Origin of the sequence: Tamlana sp. 2_MG-2023, assembly GCF_030548465.1 — a bacterium.
Lineage (GTDB): Bacteria > Bacteroidota > Bacteroidia > Flavobacteriales > Flavobacteriaceae > Pseudotamlana.
In genome coordinates this window covers 228,120-243,807 of the sequence record NZ_JAUOSF010000007.1, presented here as the reverse complement: position 1 = coordinate 243,807, position 15,688 = coordinate 228,120, and the positions used below count along the sequence as shown (strand labels likewise).

The window sequence follows — 15,688 nt, the reverse complement described above, 5'->3', positions numbered from 1 at the left end:
AGCCCCAAGAGAATTAAAAACAGTAATTTTAAACTAGTTTTAGAAAATTAAGCAGTTCTAATATGGGGAAGCTTACAATAGATGTATATAATTTTCTGAGAATCACTACCTTCTTTTAGAATAAGTTGATTGTTTTTGTTGTATTTGAAAGTATGTTTTTCTTCAAATTCATATTTAGAATTGGTATACCGATAATCGGGATCAGAACTATACTTATACTTAGAATACTCTACTATATTTTGATTTTCATTATAGACATAAACCTCTTTGTCTTTAAATTTTCCATCATTATAAGAATGAATTTTTTCTGTTATACTTCCAAACGTATTAAAATTGTAAGTATTGAAATACTCTATTTTGTTATTTGCTCCTTTTTTATTTTCGTAAATACTTTCTTCAATACGTTTTATTTTTTTGATTATATGATTCCAATGCTGCTTTTGATATTTTCCAGTATTGAAACGTAAATCTGCTTTTTTCCTCCAAAACTCATTGTTGGATTTCGTAATATTATTAAAATCCAATTCAAACCTATTACTAAGAGCAAAATTTTTCCAATATCGTTTGTAATCTAACTTATTTGGGTACTCAACTTCTAAAGCTTGCGCAAAGAGTAATGTAGAAGAGAATATTAAAAAAAAAGTAGTTATTTGTTTTTTCATAAGTTTGAGTGAATTGCTGGTAACTATCAAATATAAACATATGTTATATATCTTACCTATAAGCAAAGCAATTTCCTTCAAAAAATATGCAGTCAAGTTTTAGTTTAGTTTGGGCGTGCTTCGGTAAAGGTCGTATTTAAAAAATATAGGGTGCAGAGCGCTTAACAAAACGTCTTGTTTTGAATAGATTTATACAAAACTTATAATATACAGTGATGATAGATATACCTCTAAGGTTTTCTTCTTTCATTAGGCTATTGTAGAACATTTTTAATGAGAGATATTAGGAAGGAAGTGTTTAACTCTTACTTTCGGAAAAACAAGCCTATTTATAGAATCCGTTAGGTTTTTCGTAAGTAGGCTAGAGCCAGCAATTACTTATTGCCATTTAGTTGTTTTATTAAGTTTTTGATATTAAATCAATTCCCAATCCTATAATTATAGCTATAAAATAGAAAGATATCATTCTAAGTATATAAGATAATAATCCTTTTAAATAGCTCATTTTTTTCTTTTTATTAAAGAATTGTCCTATTGCCCAAGATGTATAAATAAATCCTAAAATAGCTCCTATTTGTAATACTTTGATTTTAGTAATGCTCTCCAAAATCCCAAATGTCGGATAGATTAACATTCCTACACCCATAACAAAACACAAGAGAATAATAATTTCAAAAAAATTGTATTTGTGTTTTCTAAAGAAAAGTTTAATCCACCCAGCAATGAAAACAGCCATTAAAATATTAGCATACCCATAGTTCTTCTGTATCCATCCAAAAATATTATTTACAAATGAATCTCCAAATCCACCAGCACTCACATAGCCATCTTCAAATTTTAGAAATTGTTGAGCTACAGTATAAATTAAAGAACAAACAATTACAAATATTAGTGGTTTTACAAGTCTATTTCTATCATTATGAATGAATGTTTGAACATTATTTCCAGGTATAACAATTAACTCTTTAATAGTATAAAAATTCCCTTATCAAAATTTAAAATGCTTACTATTTCTGATAGAATATAGCTTCCATCAATTCTTCTTAGAGTTTTTGGACTACCACATTTAGGGCAAAAATCATCTCTTAATTCCGCTTCGCAATTTCTGCATTTATCCAAATCACTTTCTTGATTCATTTTTTTTATTAATTCTGTATTTAACCTGAAATCATTGGCCATGTTATTTCCTTAATTATAGCATATATAATGAATCCAGCTATAATACCAAGAAGGACATTTGTTTACTTTTTTCGATTGATCTTTAATTTCTTTTTTCTTTATGAGCTCGTTCAGTAATGAATGGCAACGGTTGGTGTATGAAACGTAGCGTGTAAAAAGACACGGAACTTTCGGATTATACACAAGCTAAATTTAAAAATTTGGCGACTTTCAAAATAAACCTTATTTTCGTTTAAGCAACTAATTAGTTGTGAGTTATAGCATCGTTGTTGTAGCTAGTGTTTATCCCCGAATTTCATCAATACTTTCGTCAGTATCAAATACTTTTTTTGCAAATGGACAAAGCGGTAGAATTTTCAAATCGTTATTCCTTGCATATTCTACTGACTTCATTACCAATTTTTTACCAAATCCTTTTCCTTCAAACTTGTTTTCAACTCCTGTGTGGTCGATTATAAATTTGGTTTTTCCTATCCACGTATAGGTCATTTCTCCAGCAAATTCATCATTTTTATAAATTGTAAAGCGTCCTTTTTGTCCGACGTTGCATTTTCTGGTTTTATCCACGGTCTTTTTTTAGGGTTATAAACCTTGGGCAAGGTTTTTACACAAATTCCAGAATGGGTACATTTTTCAGGTCTCCATAAAATGGTTACATCTCCGTTAGAATATTCTTTTGTTTCCATAATTCAGTTTTTTAAAGTTTTTTCAATTCTTGAGTCTGGAACAACCCAAATAAGTGCAACAACTAAATATACCACAAGGCTTATAATTGGTTGAATAAATGCTATCGAAATACCAATTAAATAGAGCAATAGAGAAATATTCAATCTCTTATCATTGCTATAAACTTTACCTACATTAGATTGCTTTCCTTCGTTTTTTATAACGAAATGGACAAGAATTTTAAATGCGAAAGCGGCCATAAAGAGGACTATTCCATACATTGCGGTTGGGTTTGTTTCAAAATGGTTTTCGCCCATCCAACCTGTAACAAATGGAAAAAGTGATAACCAAAACAATAAATTAAGGTTTGCCCATAAAATTTTACCATTTACTTGATTCACAGCGTGTAGCAAATGATGATGATTATTCCAATAGATAGCCAAATAGACAAAACTCAAAACATAGGTAAGAAAAACCGGAAGTACAGGTTTTAAGGATTCAAAACTTGCGTCTTCCGGTGCTTTTATTTCAAATACCATAATGGTTATGATAATTGCTAAAACGCCATCACTAAAGGCTTCTAATCTTCCTGTTTTCATATTTAATCTTCTAAAAACCCAAATTTTCCATTGTTGAAGTCATTAAATGCTTCTTTCAATTCTTCTTTTGTGTTCATTACAAAAGGTCCGTGTGCCTCAATTGGTTCATTAATAGGTTCTCCACTTAAAACCAAAATAATTGCGTCATCTGTAGCTTCGATTTCAAAGGTTTCGCCATCGTTTGCCATAAGTGCCAAATGGTCTGTTGGTGCCTTCTCGTTACCATTAATTACAATATTGCCTTCCAATACAAGAAGCGCTGTGTTGTAATTTGCAGGAAATTGAAATTTGGCTTTTCCGCTTTTGTTTAATTTTGCGTTCAACATATGTATTGGTGTAAAGGTTGAAGCAACACCTTTAATACCTCTGTATTCGCCTGCAATCACTTCGATATTTCCTGCTCCATTTTCTAATTTGTAGCGGTTAATATCACCATATTTTATGGCTTGATATTTTGGAGTGCTCATTTTATCCTTTTTTGGCAAGTTGACCCAAAGCTGAACCATCTGAAAATCACCTCCTTTTTTACTCCATTCCTCCTCGTGATATTCTTTGTGAAGAACACCACTTGCAGCGGTCATCCATTGAATATCGCCTTCGCCAATTACTCCGCCACCACCACTACTATCGTGGTGCGCCACTTTGCCTTTGTAAGCAATCGTAACGGTTTCAAAACCTCTGTGTGGATGAACTCCTACACCTTTTGGTTTATCCGATGGTGGAAAATTATATGTTGAATTATAATCCAACAAAATGAATGGTGTCATACGTTGCATATCAAGTCTAAATCCGCTAGGGATAAAATTATGAACTCTAAAGCCATCGCCAACAAAATGTGGCTCTCTTGGACTTGCAACTAATTCTACTGTTTTTGTTTTCATATCTTTTATTTTATACCGCAAATTTATAATTCCATATAAACGTGTGCATTGATGTATGATAAGTATTTATTGTTTAAAGTTTTTATTGGCTAATTCCCTGCGTACACGACTTAAACTTTCTGGGGTAATTCCTAAATATGAAGCAACCATTGTTTGCGGAACTCTCAAAAGTATGTCTGGATACATTCTTATAAACTCTAAATACCTGTCTAACGCTACAGCACTTAATAAAAGATTAATTCTATTTTGTAAATGACGTATGTGGTTGTGCAGTAATATATTGTTGAAATCAGTAAAATTTGGAATTGTTTTTGAGAGCAGTTGAACAAAAGTTTCATCTATCAAAACAACTTGACTATCTTCTAATGCTTCAATAAAGTAGGCTGATGGTTTATTAAAATAAGAACTTTCCCTATCTGTTACAAGCCAATTTTCAGGTGCAAAAGATAGAATGTACTCCTTTCCTTTGTCGTCAATAGAATACTGTCGCAATAATCCTTTTTCTACAAAAAATGTATGTTTACAATACTCGTTTTTCCTTAACAAATACTCATTCTTTTTGAACTTTCTCACTGTGCAATTTTCAGTTATTGATGAAATTTCAGCTTCATCAATATTAAGGTTTGAAGTTAAAAATGTTTTCAGATTCGTTTCGTTCATTGTTAGTTCGAGTGTTTTTTTGATGTCTTGTCCTGGAATATGGCTACAGGCTAAAATTGTGCCGATAGCTATCGGGATTTGGCTGATAATTGATATACCATATTAGGTGTTTTATAATCTAAAGATAAGTGTAATCGTACTTCGTTATATAAATTAATGGCATTTTTTGCTGCTCTCTTTGCATGTGCTACGTTATCAAAGGTTTGGTAGAGATAAAACTCAATCTTTTAATATGCCGTTTACACGCTCAGCCATCGCATTTTCGTAGCAATGATTTTCTATAGTCATACTAATAACTATGTTTTTTCTTTTTAATGTTTGTGTGTTTGCCGGTAGTAAGCTCGGCTAAAATTTTCAGTTTAAAAGGTTCTGAATACTGTCTAATTACTTTGTCTTTTTTGTACATAATTGTGTTAAATTATGTAGCCTTTATTCAGGACAAGTCAAAATGTTGCATAACGTTTATGTATAAGAATAAGAATAGTTGCGGGTTTGTATGCGAGGATTTTCCGAAGGAAAATCAGACGTTACAAACACGCAACGACCTTTGATTAAGTACTAACCGCAATTATTATTATTATACGGTGTTAGCTTTTGTTATTTTTTAATCTGATGTAGCCAATAAGTACCACTAATATCTGTAATTTTAAGATTATATATTCCTTTAGGTAAGTTTGATAAAATATCATTTTCTAAATTAAGTTTTGCTTTTGCTCCTAAAGGCACAATTAAACTATGTTCTCCTGGTTTTATTTTTGCAACATAGTAATTTGAAATACTCTTTTTGTTCAAGGTTGCTAAATCTTCTTGGGTGTATTCTAAAATTGGGTTGTTTTGATGGTCATATAAATTAATACCTATAACCCAAGAGCCATAAACATCTACTCCTTCGGTTCTAAAGACATCAAAAGAAAGGGTGTTATTTTGAATTTCACCATTAGTTATTTCAAGTTTTGGTTTTACTGATTTGTTATGAAGTGTCCCCCAAAGTCCTCCGTGAAATACTTGATTGGTCATTAGGGTCATTCCAAAAATAAATAGTGAACCCATTAATACTACATTAGGAAATATACGCTCTTTAATTGGTAAAATTCCTGAACCTAACCAACTAAACCATTTCTTTTTAGTGAAGGCGAAATTGTGATTCATTAAATAATTATCTACGGAATATTTTCCGCTACCTGTTAAGAACAAAACAAAACCTGTAGCTATTCCTAACACACCAATTTGCCATTCATCTAAGCAGGTTGTACCTATCCAACCTGAGCCAAGGAGAATACCCATAGCTAAAGCAAATACGCCAATACTCATAATTCGAGTGAATAACCCAAACATTATAAATAACCCAACAATACCTTCAACAATGGTAAATATTACCATATTTATCCAAAGTATGTCTGGGTTCTCCACTAAGTATTGGATAATAGGTTTTATGCCTAAAGCGTTAGGTAAAAAGGCATTAAACTTTTCTCCAATATATCCAGCCATTTCTGGGTCTAGTTTATTTGCTAATGCAGTCCTTCTCCAAAATGCCGAAAAATAAGTCCAACCTACTACTAATCTTAATGCTAGAGACAAAAGTCCTGCATCATTTTTTATATTTACTTTTTTCATAATTTATTAGATAGTAAGTGTGATAAAACCTTTTTTATTAAGTTGAAAGCCATATAAAATACCATTAGGCGTTATTTCAAGATTACTCGGCAATGTCTGTGGATTTATATTAAATTTTGAAAGTGAAATTTCGCATACAAAAACCTTTACCTTTTGGGCTTTTGCCTTTTCCAGAAGTGCATTAAAATCTTGATTGTCTGAAATGTCATTCACGGTTTTACCGCAAATGATTATATAAAACTCTCCATATTTTTTCCCGTCTTCTTTTGCTAGTTCATTGGTAGTTAGCAAAACAGGTTTGAGTTGTTGTATGTTTTTTGAAAGCACTAAATAATTATTCTTTTTAGAGTTAATATTTTGTGCTCGTAATTGTGATGTTCCAAATAGTAAAAAGAACATTGTTGTTATAAATAAGATTGAATTTTTCATTGTTTTTGAGTTTTTAAGTTTGAATTAATACCAAAAAAAATAAGTCCACCAAGTATGGCTACATTCTTAAAAAGTGGGCCTAGAGTTGTCATTTGTCCAACTTGTACAGTGAGCGTAATAGGAATTAAAACGGCTATTAATACAATTGAGGCTATTTTCGTTTTAAAGCCAAGAAGCAATGAAATGCCTGCAATTAGCATTACAATTCCTGATAAAATCACTGCTATTTCTGGTGTTCCTAGAATATTTCCAATAAAACCCATTGAGGAATTTTCTATTCTACGTAATGTTTTTTCGGTATTAAAAAAATGATTGGTGCTTGCTATTATAAAAATTAGGCTAAGCATAATGCGAAGTATAACTACAGATTTGTAGTTAACTTCAAGTGTTTTTTCTTGAAATTTCATTTAAAATATTTGTAATTGATTGATAGCAGTATTAACAACTGCTTTACATTTACTTATTTAGAAAATCAATTACGAATAGACCTTGAGGTTCTGGTATAAAATATAGAGAGGAACATCAGAAACTTGTTGGTTTTTTGATGTATTAAGATTAAAAGTATTCCCAAGTAAATAGGTAGTAAAATCAAATTGAGAAGCTTCCGAAATTAGGAAGCCTGGTTGCTGAAAAGTTGGGTTTGTAACAGTCTGAATAGTTTCAGAAAACTCAAAAGTCTCGCAATTTGATTCTGAAATTGAAGATTGACTCTTGTTTAAGACTTTGGTTTGAGGAATCCCTAATTCATTTTGAATAAAATTCCTAACCTTACATGGTGAAAGCAATAGTAGCAACACAAGCCCAAAAAGAGACAAGGTTGAATTCATTTTATATATTTTACAGCTTTCCTTCACTTTGCAAATATAAATGCAATTTTTCCGGAATTATGTTATTTATTTGTTAATGAAAGCTAACGTGTTTCGTGTATCTTAAAGTTAGCCTTATCAAATATAATTTATAAATTAAGTATCAAAATCAGAAAGAATAAATAGAGAGGAATAAGGCTACGGGTTTTGTTTTAAACATCATCGTTGATTTCAATCCAATAACCATTAGGGTCTTGAAAGTAGATTTGGCGAATCTTATCTTGCCTGATGTAGTCTTTATTAGGTGTATCTAGCCAATCAGAATAGTCAAGTTTTAAGGTTTCTAAATGCTTTATGACTGTACCTAGTTGTGACGTCGCTAAAGCAAAATGAACAGCCTTATTGGTTTTAATTTCAGCATCTGGACGCGGAATTAAGTGCAGTTGTTTGCCTTCACCAAGTAAGAGCCATCTTGTTTTTGAGTTGGAAGCTGTATTTTTAATTTCTTTAAGACCCAAAACCTTTTGATAAAAATCAACAGCCTCGTTAACATCCCTTACGGAAATGGCTATATGATTGATTGAAAAGTCTAACATGTGCTAAGTTGATTCGTTTAGTCCTTAAAAATAGGCAAATAAAACTAAAAAGTGGTTAGACTTGGTTAAGCCATAACCGTTAGAATGTAAACCCCAACGGTTATAGCCTGTTTTGATTATGGTTTAATAGAAATCAATTGTTTTCTTACTAATTCGTTCCATTTTTCAATAGATTGAATTTCACCACTTAGTTGAAAATTAATATCCTGATTATAAAATTCAAGAGCTATTTCAGGTTTGCTTTTATCCGTAAACCTGAATTTTAATTCAAGGCGTTCTAAGTTTTCGTTTTTCGAATTTTGTCTGCATGCATAACAATTATTTATAGTTGAAAGGTCTATAACTTGTTGTTTGATCTCTGTCTCCAGATGGTTTTGAAAAAACAAGAAGTTCTTTTTTTCATCTACTCCGATGATGTAATTGCCGCAAATCTCATGCTGAGTTATTTTGCAATAATATTGTTGTGCCAATGCTATGATTGACGTTTCTAATTGTTGTTCTTTTTTCTTTCTATTTCTTGTAGTTAAAACGAAAGGCATGGCACAAATAGCAACGCATAGTGAGCCTATAATGGCTGTTCCTAAATCCATATTTTATTTTTTGAGTGTTATAATAATGATGTTGCGAGGTGAAGCTTCACAACGCATAAACTGAGGTTTGAAACGGTATAAGTGTTTCAAAAATGTCACATTAGAATTACCAGAAAAGATGGAAAGGAAAAATAAGATCAGATTTTCGATGCCTGATTAAAATGGTTTTAAAATAAGCCTTGTATTGCTTAAAACGTGCAATGAAACGGAGTTCAGAGGTCTGTAAGATGGTCCAAAACCCTTCAAAATTAGGGTTGAAACTTGGATTTGGGTAGTCTCTAATAACACTAAGGCTCGTTTCGGTTGTTGGAGTATGAAAACAAAGTGGTTTTGATAGCTCAGAAAGCTGTTCTTTACCTGTGTTTCCAATCTCATTCCAGTCGTAAGGAAAGACTGTTTTTGGTGCAGAAAAGCCTATCCCAAAACAATAGATTGTTATGAGAAATAGAATACTTAATATGTTGTCCTTCTTTTTCAAATCGGCTTTATGTATTTCCTGAAAGTACGTCGTTTACTTCCTTTAAACTATCTTCATTGTCTAATAAAACCACTAGAATATCATTGGCTTCAATAATGGTAGAACCTCCAGCACGCACAAAATTACCATCACGTTTTATCATAGTAATAAAAGCGGTTTGCGGAAAGTGAATATCAACAATACGCTGGTTTACCGCAAAACTATTAGGTTTTACAAGCACTTCTTTCATGGCCGATTTGGGCATGTCTAAAATATAACGCTCGTTAGCTGCTACAGGTTTTTCGGGTAAACCCACATTAAGCCAGTCAGCTACCACCGATAGCGTGGTACCTTGTAATATTACCGAGGTTACCGAAATAAAAAATACAATATTGAAAATCATATTAGCCTTGTCAATGCCTGCTAATAATGGGTAGGTGGCAAATACAATTGGAACGGCACCACGTAAGCCCACCCATGAAATGTACACACGTCTGCGCATTTTCATTCTAAAAGGAGATAGACTTAGAAATACCCCTATAGGTCGCGCTAAGAAAATAAGGGCTAAAGAAATTAGGAGTCCGATACCTGCAATTTCTATAATCTGACTTGGGAATACTAATAACCCTAAGGTCAGGAATAGTACAATTTGCATGAGCCAAGCGAGACCGTCAAACATTTTTAGAATGGTTGATTTGTGTATTAAATCTTGATTCCCCAGATAAACAGCACAGATGTAAATAGCAAGGAAGCCATTACCGCCAACAGCATCGGTGGCCGAAAACGTTGCAAACATTAAGGCGATGACCAAAATAGGGTAGAGCCCTTCAAAATCAAGGTTGAGTTTGTTAATACAGAGTTTGCTAAATTTTCCAAAAGCAATACCTAAAATACCCCCAAGAATCATTTGCTGAAAAAATATAGGAATAATCGAAGCAACACTTTGGTCTTGGTTGATGACCAAGGTTAGGAATGAAATGGTAAGCACGTAAGCCATAGGGTCATTACTTCCGCTTTCAAACTCTAAGGTAGGGCGTAAATTGGTTTTTAGAGCAAGGTTTTTAGATCTCAAAATAGAAAAAACAGCTGCAGCATCGGTGGAAGATACGATAGACCCCAGTAGCATGCTTTCATAAATGGTGAAATCGGTGACGAGCCAAACAAACGTACCTAGGGAAAGTGCCGTTAATAGTACGCCAATGGTAGAAAGTGCTAGTCCTTCTTTAAGAATGGGTTTAACGCTGTTCCAATTGGTGTCTAGACCCCCGGAAAACATAATAAAATTGAAAGAGACTAGACCTATAAACTGAGCCAGTTTAGGATCGTCAAAATGAATACCTCCAATACCTTCTGAACCCGCAAGCATGCCCACAATCAAAAACAATAGTAGGGTTGGTACCCCAAATTTAAAAGCTCTTTTCGCAAAAATAATGCTTAGTAAAAGCAAGATAGAACCAATAAGTAAAATGTTTTCGGTGGTTATATTCATATGTTATAGTTAGGGTATTAGCTTGCAAACGATAGCAATGCCCACTAGTTTTTTAGGATGCAAAGTTAATCATTTGATTCGCTTTAATTTAAATAGCATATTTTTTTTAAGGATAAAAAAGTACCTTTTGAGGCGCTTGCCACTATTGATGAATGTCTTCCCAAAGTTCTCTGAGAAAGGTGACGTCTTTTTTAATTCTTTTAAACACTTCTTTATGTTCAATAGTTGGGTTTCCGCCACTTTCTGCACCGCCTAAATCGTATTCGGTATGAATAGAAATAGGGACATTAATGTTATACGCTTTCAACAAATTGAAATACTTTTTGAAATCGATTACACCTTCTCCCAATGGCGTGTATTCAAATTGCCATTGCCCATTTTTCTTCGTCCATATATAATCTTTGATGACCAATGTGTTTATGTGCGGTTTAATTAGTTTGAGGCCAATTTCCCAATTGGTACCACCTTCAATACTCGCATGTGCAATATCATATTGGCTTCCAATGAATTTTGGTGATAAGCCCTCGAGGCCTTGCTGTAAATCCCAAATGGATGACCCGTAAAATTGTCCCGGGAGATTGATGTAACTCGCAGTTATCCCGAATTTTTCATTCAGTTTTTCTAAGGAACTAAAATATATTTTAGCGTTTTCAACCACCTCTAAAACGGCTTCTTCTTCAGTATAAGTTAGTAAATCGGGTCTGTAATATTTGTAACCTAAATTGCTCGCTACTTCTAGAACTTTTAAATGTTCTGGATTATTAGCATCTTTCACACTAGAGCAAATCATATTTGGTTCCAGGTTGAACGCTTTCATAGCTTCGGTAACCATAGGAAGGTCGTCTTGCACGCGTTCTGGTAAAACATGTCCGCCCGATCTTAGGGTTAAATCAATGCCATTAAATCCCATTTCAGCAACAGCTTCACTCATACTGTTATAGTCCAAAAACTTTAGATGCTTCGAAAATATCGATATGTTTAAATCTTTTGGGCGCTCTGAATTTCGGCTAGTTGTTAATGGAGATTTTGAATTCGTCATAAGATGCTGTTTTAATTAGAAAGGTGTCATTTGATATCAATGACTTTTTCTTCTTAAAGGTATAAAAAGGATACCACAATTCAGAAGGGTAAAAATAGTTTCGGGAAAGTTCTTGACCCTACTCCTGTAATATTGTACAGAGATTCACAAAGAATAAATTTAGACACAGATTACACAGTTAGCTGATGGTGGTTGGTTGATCGTTTTTGGCGGACTCAATCTTGTTTTAGATTTTTTTGAGACAAATTTCACGGGTTTTTACAGATTTTTTGCGTCATTCAGCTTAGCGTCAATGTGACTTTGTGCGATAATTTTGTGCTAGTTAGAAATGTGTTAACGAGTCAGGTTGAAAATTAGGTCTATTGTTATTCAAACTCAACCTCAGTATCGAAAAATTTCGGGTCGCTCGTCATTTGGTATAAATTAGCAGTGATTTCTATGCCTTTAAAATCGGATAAAACTTTGGCGTTTTCGTTACTTAATTTTTTAATGCGATAAGGAAATCTATATTTTAATTTAAAGCGAATTAGGTTGGCCATTGGGTTATCGGCAGTGATGGTGGTGTCTTTTTCCTTTTCAGATTTTGCTAGAGCTTCTGGGCTAATTTTAAGTGTAAATTTATGTTTGTTAAAAGTGGTTTCGAAGGAATCGTTTAGGTTAAATATCTCGTCGGTTTTACTTTTATCGGTAGTTTTCATTTTGTTGCCTAACATGTCCAATTCCTTGATGTCTTGGTCTTTAAGTTTTTCTCCAAATAAGGCTAAATCTTCTAAATCTTTAAAGTTATAATTAATCTTCATTTTGAATTGGTTAGTTGTCGTATCCGATTTTACCTGAATACTATAAGCTTCCAATTGCTTAAGTTGAGCTTGTTTTTCTGGACTTAATTTAGAGATGCTGTCTTTTTTTGATTCTAAGATATCGGCAAAAACAATTAAGGAATCTATCTGTTCTTTTTTTGAATCGCTTTCGGCAGCGGCACCCATATTCATCATTTCAGAGAGGTCGAAACCCAAACTGTATTGTCCGCTCTCATCGGCATTGAAGTTTACTTCTTGAACGACTTCACAGTTGTATAAATTAAAAATTAGTGTTAAAATGAATAGGGATTTAAATAATTTCATGGGTTTGGTTATAATGGTTTATTTTGAGTTGTAAATATAATAAGGCAGTTTTATTTATTTGTTTCTTCGGTTGTATTAAAAAATTAGAGGCTTTTTGTTGCTGTTTTTACGAAGCCGTTCTATTAGTACTTATTTCGTCTTTACCGTCTTGAATAAGCGTTTGTGTTTCTTCTTTTTCTTCTGAAGAAATGTGCTCGACTTCCTTTTTTTGAAGCGGTGAATCCGCTTCAGGTTTGACACAGAAAGTACAGCCTATCGGAAAATGGTCGGAGCCAATGTGTTCAAGCAATGTGAGTTCTTTTAAGAATATGGTCGTACTATGAAAGACTAAGTCTAAAGGCGCGCGAAAAAACCAATATTTGGCATGGTAAGTAGCTAATACACCACGACCGGTTCGCCCGTCTATAAGTTCACTGTTTTTACGAAATAACTCCGATATATTAGACCAGGCCACAGTGTTAAAATCGCCAATAACTAAGGTAGGTTTCTTTAAGGCTTTAACGCGTTTAGCAATACAAAGCAAATCGCCATCGCGTTCTTTAGAGGTGTCTTCTTCGGTTGGGCTCGGTGGTGGTGGGTGTACCGAGAAGAGCACAAAATCTTCACCATCTTTTGTTTTTAAATGCGCTTCTATACTCGGTATATCGTCGGCCACAAAATAATGGGTGGTTATTTTTTCAAACGGCATTTTGGAATATAAATGCATGCCGTAGGTATTCTCTAAGGTGATTTTTTCGGTATGCGGATAGCTGTCTTCTAAATCGCGCATGGCCACTTCCCAATCGGAATTACTTTCAATGGTGATAAATATGTCGGGGTTTTCTTTTTTGATGAAAGTTTTAAAACGCTCAAAATCGGTGTTGTACTGGTAAATGTTAGTAGAAATCACCTTGAGGGTTTTGGCTTCTTCAGCGCCGTAATCTTGTTTTTTATAAAACTTGGTAAAGCGTGCAAGAATATAAATGTGATAAATAATTAAAATGGTTTGTGCAGCTGCTATAATCCAAAACCAAGTGTTTTTAGTACTGAAAGCAAATAACCCAACAAGAGCTATGATTTGAAAACCGAGGAGTTGTATTTTAACAAATTCGGGCACACGGAAAAACCAATGCTGATTTTTACTAAATGGCAGGAGGCTTAATATGATAAGCACGACTGAGAAGATTAGAAAAAATAGGTTCATGTGTGCTGTTAGTTTTGCAGCACTAACTTAGAGAATATATATGACTTTTTAAAGTTTTATTTTAACTGTAAACGTACTGCTGCGTTAGGGATTGAAACGGCATCCTTTTTTATTAAAATTAACGAACTTTGATGGTTAACCATTATTTATAACATAGCTACTCCCTTTGTTTCAAGAAGCATGTTATAAAAAAGATATAGTGAAAAGCCCGACCCTTGTGGTAACGCCCTAAATATTATCGTAAGCAAACCACTGTGCGAACGAAGTATCGGTTTCTTGTAGTTTTAGCGAGTGTAATTTGATGTGGCCAGGTAATCGCTTTTTAATTTTACTGGCAAAGTCTAATACCATCATTTCGCTTGTTGGTTGGTAGTCTACCAACAACACATTATGGTCGCGTTGTTGTAGCTCTTTAGCCAATTCTACATGCGGTGTGTTTTTGTTAAAAACGGTAGCGTGGTCGAAAACATCCACAATCTCTTCTTTCACAATCTTTTTTAGGTCGCCAAAATCGATTACCATACCGTATTTAACGTTGGCTTTATCGGTAATTGGTTTTCCGATAACAGTAACTGAAAGTTTGTAACTGTGACCGTGTACATTTTTACATTTTCCGTCGTATCCGTAAAGGGCATGACCGGTTTCAAAAGAGAATTGTTTGGTGATACGAATGTTGTTTGCCATTGTTTTTTTGTGTTGGTGATACAAAGATATTCATTTTGTTTTACCAAACGATTTTTAGTTTACATTTGCGCGCTTTTATCTGCAGATAGATAGGCTGTTATTTTGAAAACTATGAATCACCTCTTTGAGTCTATTGATTTTGTTGAAAATCCGCTTTATGAGCAGATTATTTCCGACATCGGGAAACAACAGTTTAGCGTTATTGAAAACTTCTTTTCTTTAGAAGCGGTTGAAACCCTGAGGCAAGCCATGAGTATGAGGTATGAGGAGGACCGTTTTAAAAAGGCAGCCATTGGTAATCGCCTTAATGAAACCATTGAAACAGCTGTTCGCGGTGATTTGATTTTATGGATGGATGAAACGAAAGCTACGGCTAAAGAAAAATTCTTTTTTGACAGAATTAACGATTTGGTTAGTTACCTGAATCGCACCTGTTTCTTGGGGATTTTACACAAAGAATTTCACTATGCCATTTACCCAACAAACACGTTTTATAAAAGGCATTTGGACACTTTCCAGAATGACGACCGACGAAAATTATCCTTTGTGTGCTATCTAAACGAAGATGGCTGGCTACCAGAAAATGGCGGCGAATTGGTCTTGTATTTAAACGAAAACGGACAAGAAGTGGAGCAGGTGATTTATCCGTTCCCTGGACGTATTGTTATTTTTGAAAGTCAGATTATCGAGCACGAAGTGCGTCCTGTTAACACAGAACGCTTGAGTATAACGGGTTGGTTGAAGACGCGGTAAAACATCTTAATGTATTACTAGATGCTGAGTATATTTAAATTGTTTTTTTAGTATTACAGTTTTTAGGGCATGGGTAATTAACATTATATAGCACATATTATGAAATAATATGTGTTTCTTAAAATAATTGAATTGTTATTGCATTAATTATTTTATATCTTTAATGCTTTAAGAACGAGTGTTTTATTTTACTTTAATCTTTTCAATAAAAATTCCCTACTATAGATAAAACCAAGATTAGATTTTTCCTGAAACTTAAATTGATAGCAATAATATT

At 33.5% G+C, this 15,688-nt stretch carries 22 protein-coding genes; 1 reads left to right on the top strand and 21 read right to left on the bottom strand.

Going from position 1 to position 15,688, the window contains the following annotated elements:
- Positions 1-47: 47 nt before the first annotated feature.
- From Q4566_RS13365 to Q4566_RS13270, 21 genes are all read right to left on the bottom strand, one after another.
- Positions 48-662 carry a hypothetical protein gene (locus Q4566_RS13365; protein WP_303422033.1) on the bottom strand — a complete coding sequence of 205 codons (615 nt, stop codon included), beginning with the start codon at positions 660-662 and terminating at the stop codon, positions 48-50.
- 400 nt (positions 663-1,062) lie between these two features.
- Positions 1,063-1,482, bottom strand: coding sequence for a hypothetical protein (locus Q4566_RS13360; RefSeq protein ID WP_303422031.1), 420 nt, complete (start codon positions 1,480-1,482; stop codon positions 1,063-1,065).
- 137 nt (positions 1,483-1,619) lie between these two features.
- On the bottom strand, positions 1,620-1,799 hold the full coding sequence (locus tag Q4566_RS13355; RefSeq protein WP_303422029.1) for a hypothetical protein: 180 nt from the start codon (positions 1,797-1,799) through the stop codon (positions 1,620-1,622).
- 324 nt (positions 1,800-2,123) lie between these two features.
- A complete protein-coding gene (locus Q4566_RS13350) occupies positions 2,124-2,408 on the bottom strand; it encodes a GNAT family N-acetyltransferase (protein WP_303422026.1) in 285 nt (94 codons plus the stop codon).
- Complete coding sequence (locus Q4566_RS13345) at positions 2,327-2,527, bottom strand: (4Fe-4S)-binding protein (RefSeq protein ID WP_303422023.1); 201 nt, start codon at positions 2,525-2,527, stop codon at positions 2,327-2,329. Before Q4566_RS13345 ends, Q4566_RS13350 begins: the two co-directional genes overlap by 82 nt.
- 3 nt (positions 2,528-2,530) lie before the next feature.
- The gene (locus Q4566_RS13340; RefSeq protein ID WP_303422020.1) at positions 2,531-3,106 is read right to left on the bottom strand and encodes a TMEM175 family protein; all 576 of its coding nucleotides are present in this window, start codon (positions 3,104-3,106) and stop codon (positions 2,531-2,533) included.
- 2 nt (positions 3,107-3,108) lie between these two features.
- Positions 3,109-3,987 (bottom strand): pirin family protein, encoded by an 879-nt coding sequence (locus Q4566_RS13335; RefSeq protein ID WP_303422017.1) that lies wholly within the window; start codon positions 3,985-3,987, stop codon positions 3,109-3,111.
- Between the two features lie 66 nt (positions 3,988-4,053).
- Positions 4,054-4,647, bottom strand: coding sequence for a Crp/Fnr family transcriptional regulator (locus Q4566_RS13330; RefSeq protein ID WP_303422014.1), 594 nt, complete (start codon positions 4,645-4,647; stop codon positions 4,054-4,056).
- A 68-nt stretch (positions 4,648-4,715) separates the two neighbouring features.
- The gene (locus Q4566_RS17060) at positions 4,716-4,871 is read right to left on the bottom strand and encodes an integrase core domain-containing protein (RefSeq protein WP_368506598.1); all 156 of its coding nucleotides are present in this window, start codon (positions 4,869-4,871) and stop codon (positions 4,716-4,718) included.
- Positions 4,872-5,244: 373 nt separating this feature from the next.
- Positions 5,245-6,261 (bottom strand): TQO small subunit DoxD, encoded by a 1,017-nt coding sequence (locus tag Q4566_RS13325; protein WP_303422012.1) that lies wholly within the window; start codon positions 6,259-6,261, stop codon positions 5,245-5,247.
- 6 nt (positions 6,262-6,267) lie between these two features.
- Entirely contained in the window at positions 6,268-6,690 is a 423-nt protein-coding gene (locus Q4566_RS13320) for a DsrE family protein (RefSeq protein ID WP_303422010.1), read from the bottom strand.
- Positions 6,687-7,097 (bottom strand): DoxX family protein, encoded by a 411-nt coding sequence (locus Q4566_RS13315; RefSeq protein ID WP_303422008.1) that lies wholly within the window; start codon positions 7,095-7,097, stop codon positions 6,687-6,689. The genes Q4566_RS13320 and Q4566_RS13315 overlap by 4 nt, the downstream gene beginning before the upstream one ends.
- Before the next feature lie 69 nt (positions 7,098-7,166).
- A complete protein-coding gene (locus Q4566_RS13310; protein WP_303422005.1) occupies positions 7,167-7,517 on the bottom strand; it encodes a hypothetical protein in 351 nt (116 codons plus the stop codon).
- 191 nt (positions 7,518-7,708) lie between these two features.
- Positions 7,709-8,092, bottom strand: coding sequence for a VOC family protein (locus tag Q4566_RS13305; protein WP_303422002.1), 384 nt, complete (start codon positions 8,090-8,092; stop codon positions 7,709-7,711).
- Positions 8,093-8,208: 116 nt separating this feature from the next.
- Entirely contained in the window at positions 8,209-8,682 is a 474-nt protein-coding gene (locus Q4566_RS13300) for a hypothetical protein (RefSeq protein WP_303422000.1), read from the bottom strand.
- Between the two features lie 106 nt (positions 8,683-8,788).
- Positions 8,789-9,160, bottom strand: coding sequence for a hypothetical protein (locus Q4566_RS13295; RefSeq protein WP_303421997.1), 372 nt, complete (start codon positions 9,158-9,160; stop codon positions 8,789-8,791).
- A 7-nt stretch (positions 9,161-9,167) separates the two neighbouring features.
- Positions 9,168-10,628: a potassium/proton antiporter gene (locus Q4566_RS13290; protein ID WP_303421995.1), complete on the bottom strand. Its 1,461-nt coding sequence runs from the start codon at positions 10,626-10,628 to the stop codon at positions 9,168-9,170.
- Between the two features lie 142 nt (positions 10,629-10,770).
- The gene (locus Q4566_RS13285) at positions 10,771-11,667 is read right to left on the bottom strand and encodes a sugar phosphate isomerase/epimerase (RefSeq protein ID WP_303421992.1); all 897 of its coding nucleotides are present in this window, start codon (positions 11,665-11,667) and stop codon (positions 10,771-10,773) included.
- Positions 11,668-12,032: 365 nt separating this feature from the next.
- A complete protein-coding gene (locus tag Q4566_RS13280) occupies positions 12,033-12,791 on the bottom strand; it encodes a hypothetical protein (protein ID WP_303421989.1) in 759 nt (252 codons plus the stop codon).
- A gap of 106 nt (positions 12,792-12,897) precedes the next feature.
- Complete coding sequence (locus Q4566_RS13275) at positions 12,898-13,974, bottom strand: endonuclease/exonuclease/phosphatase family protein (protein ID WP_303421986.1); 1,077 nt, start codon at positions 13,972-13,974, stop codon at positions 12,898-12,900.
- 228 nt (positions 13,975-14,202) lie between these two features.
- Positions 14,203-14,658, bottom strand: coding sequence for a 6-carboxytetrahydropterin synthase (locus Q4566_RS13270; protein ID WP_303421984.1), 456 nt, complete (start codon positions 14,656-14,658; stop codon positions 14,203-14,205).
- Positions 14,659-14,769: 111 nt separating this feature from the next.
- Here Q4566_RS13270 and Q4566_RS13265 point away from each other — a divergent pair, with 111 nt between their 5' ends.
- Entirely contained in the window at positions 14,770-15,411 is a 642-nt protein-coding gene (locus tag Q4566_RS13265) for a 2OG-Fe(II) oxygenase (protein WP_303421983.1), read from the top strand.
- Positions 15,412-15,688 lie beyond the last annotated feature (277 nt).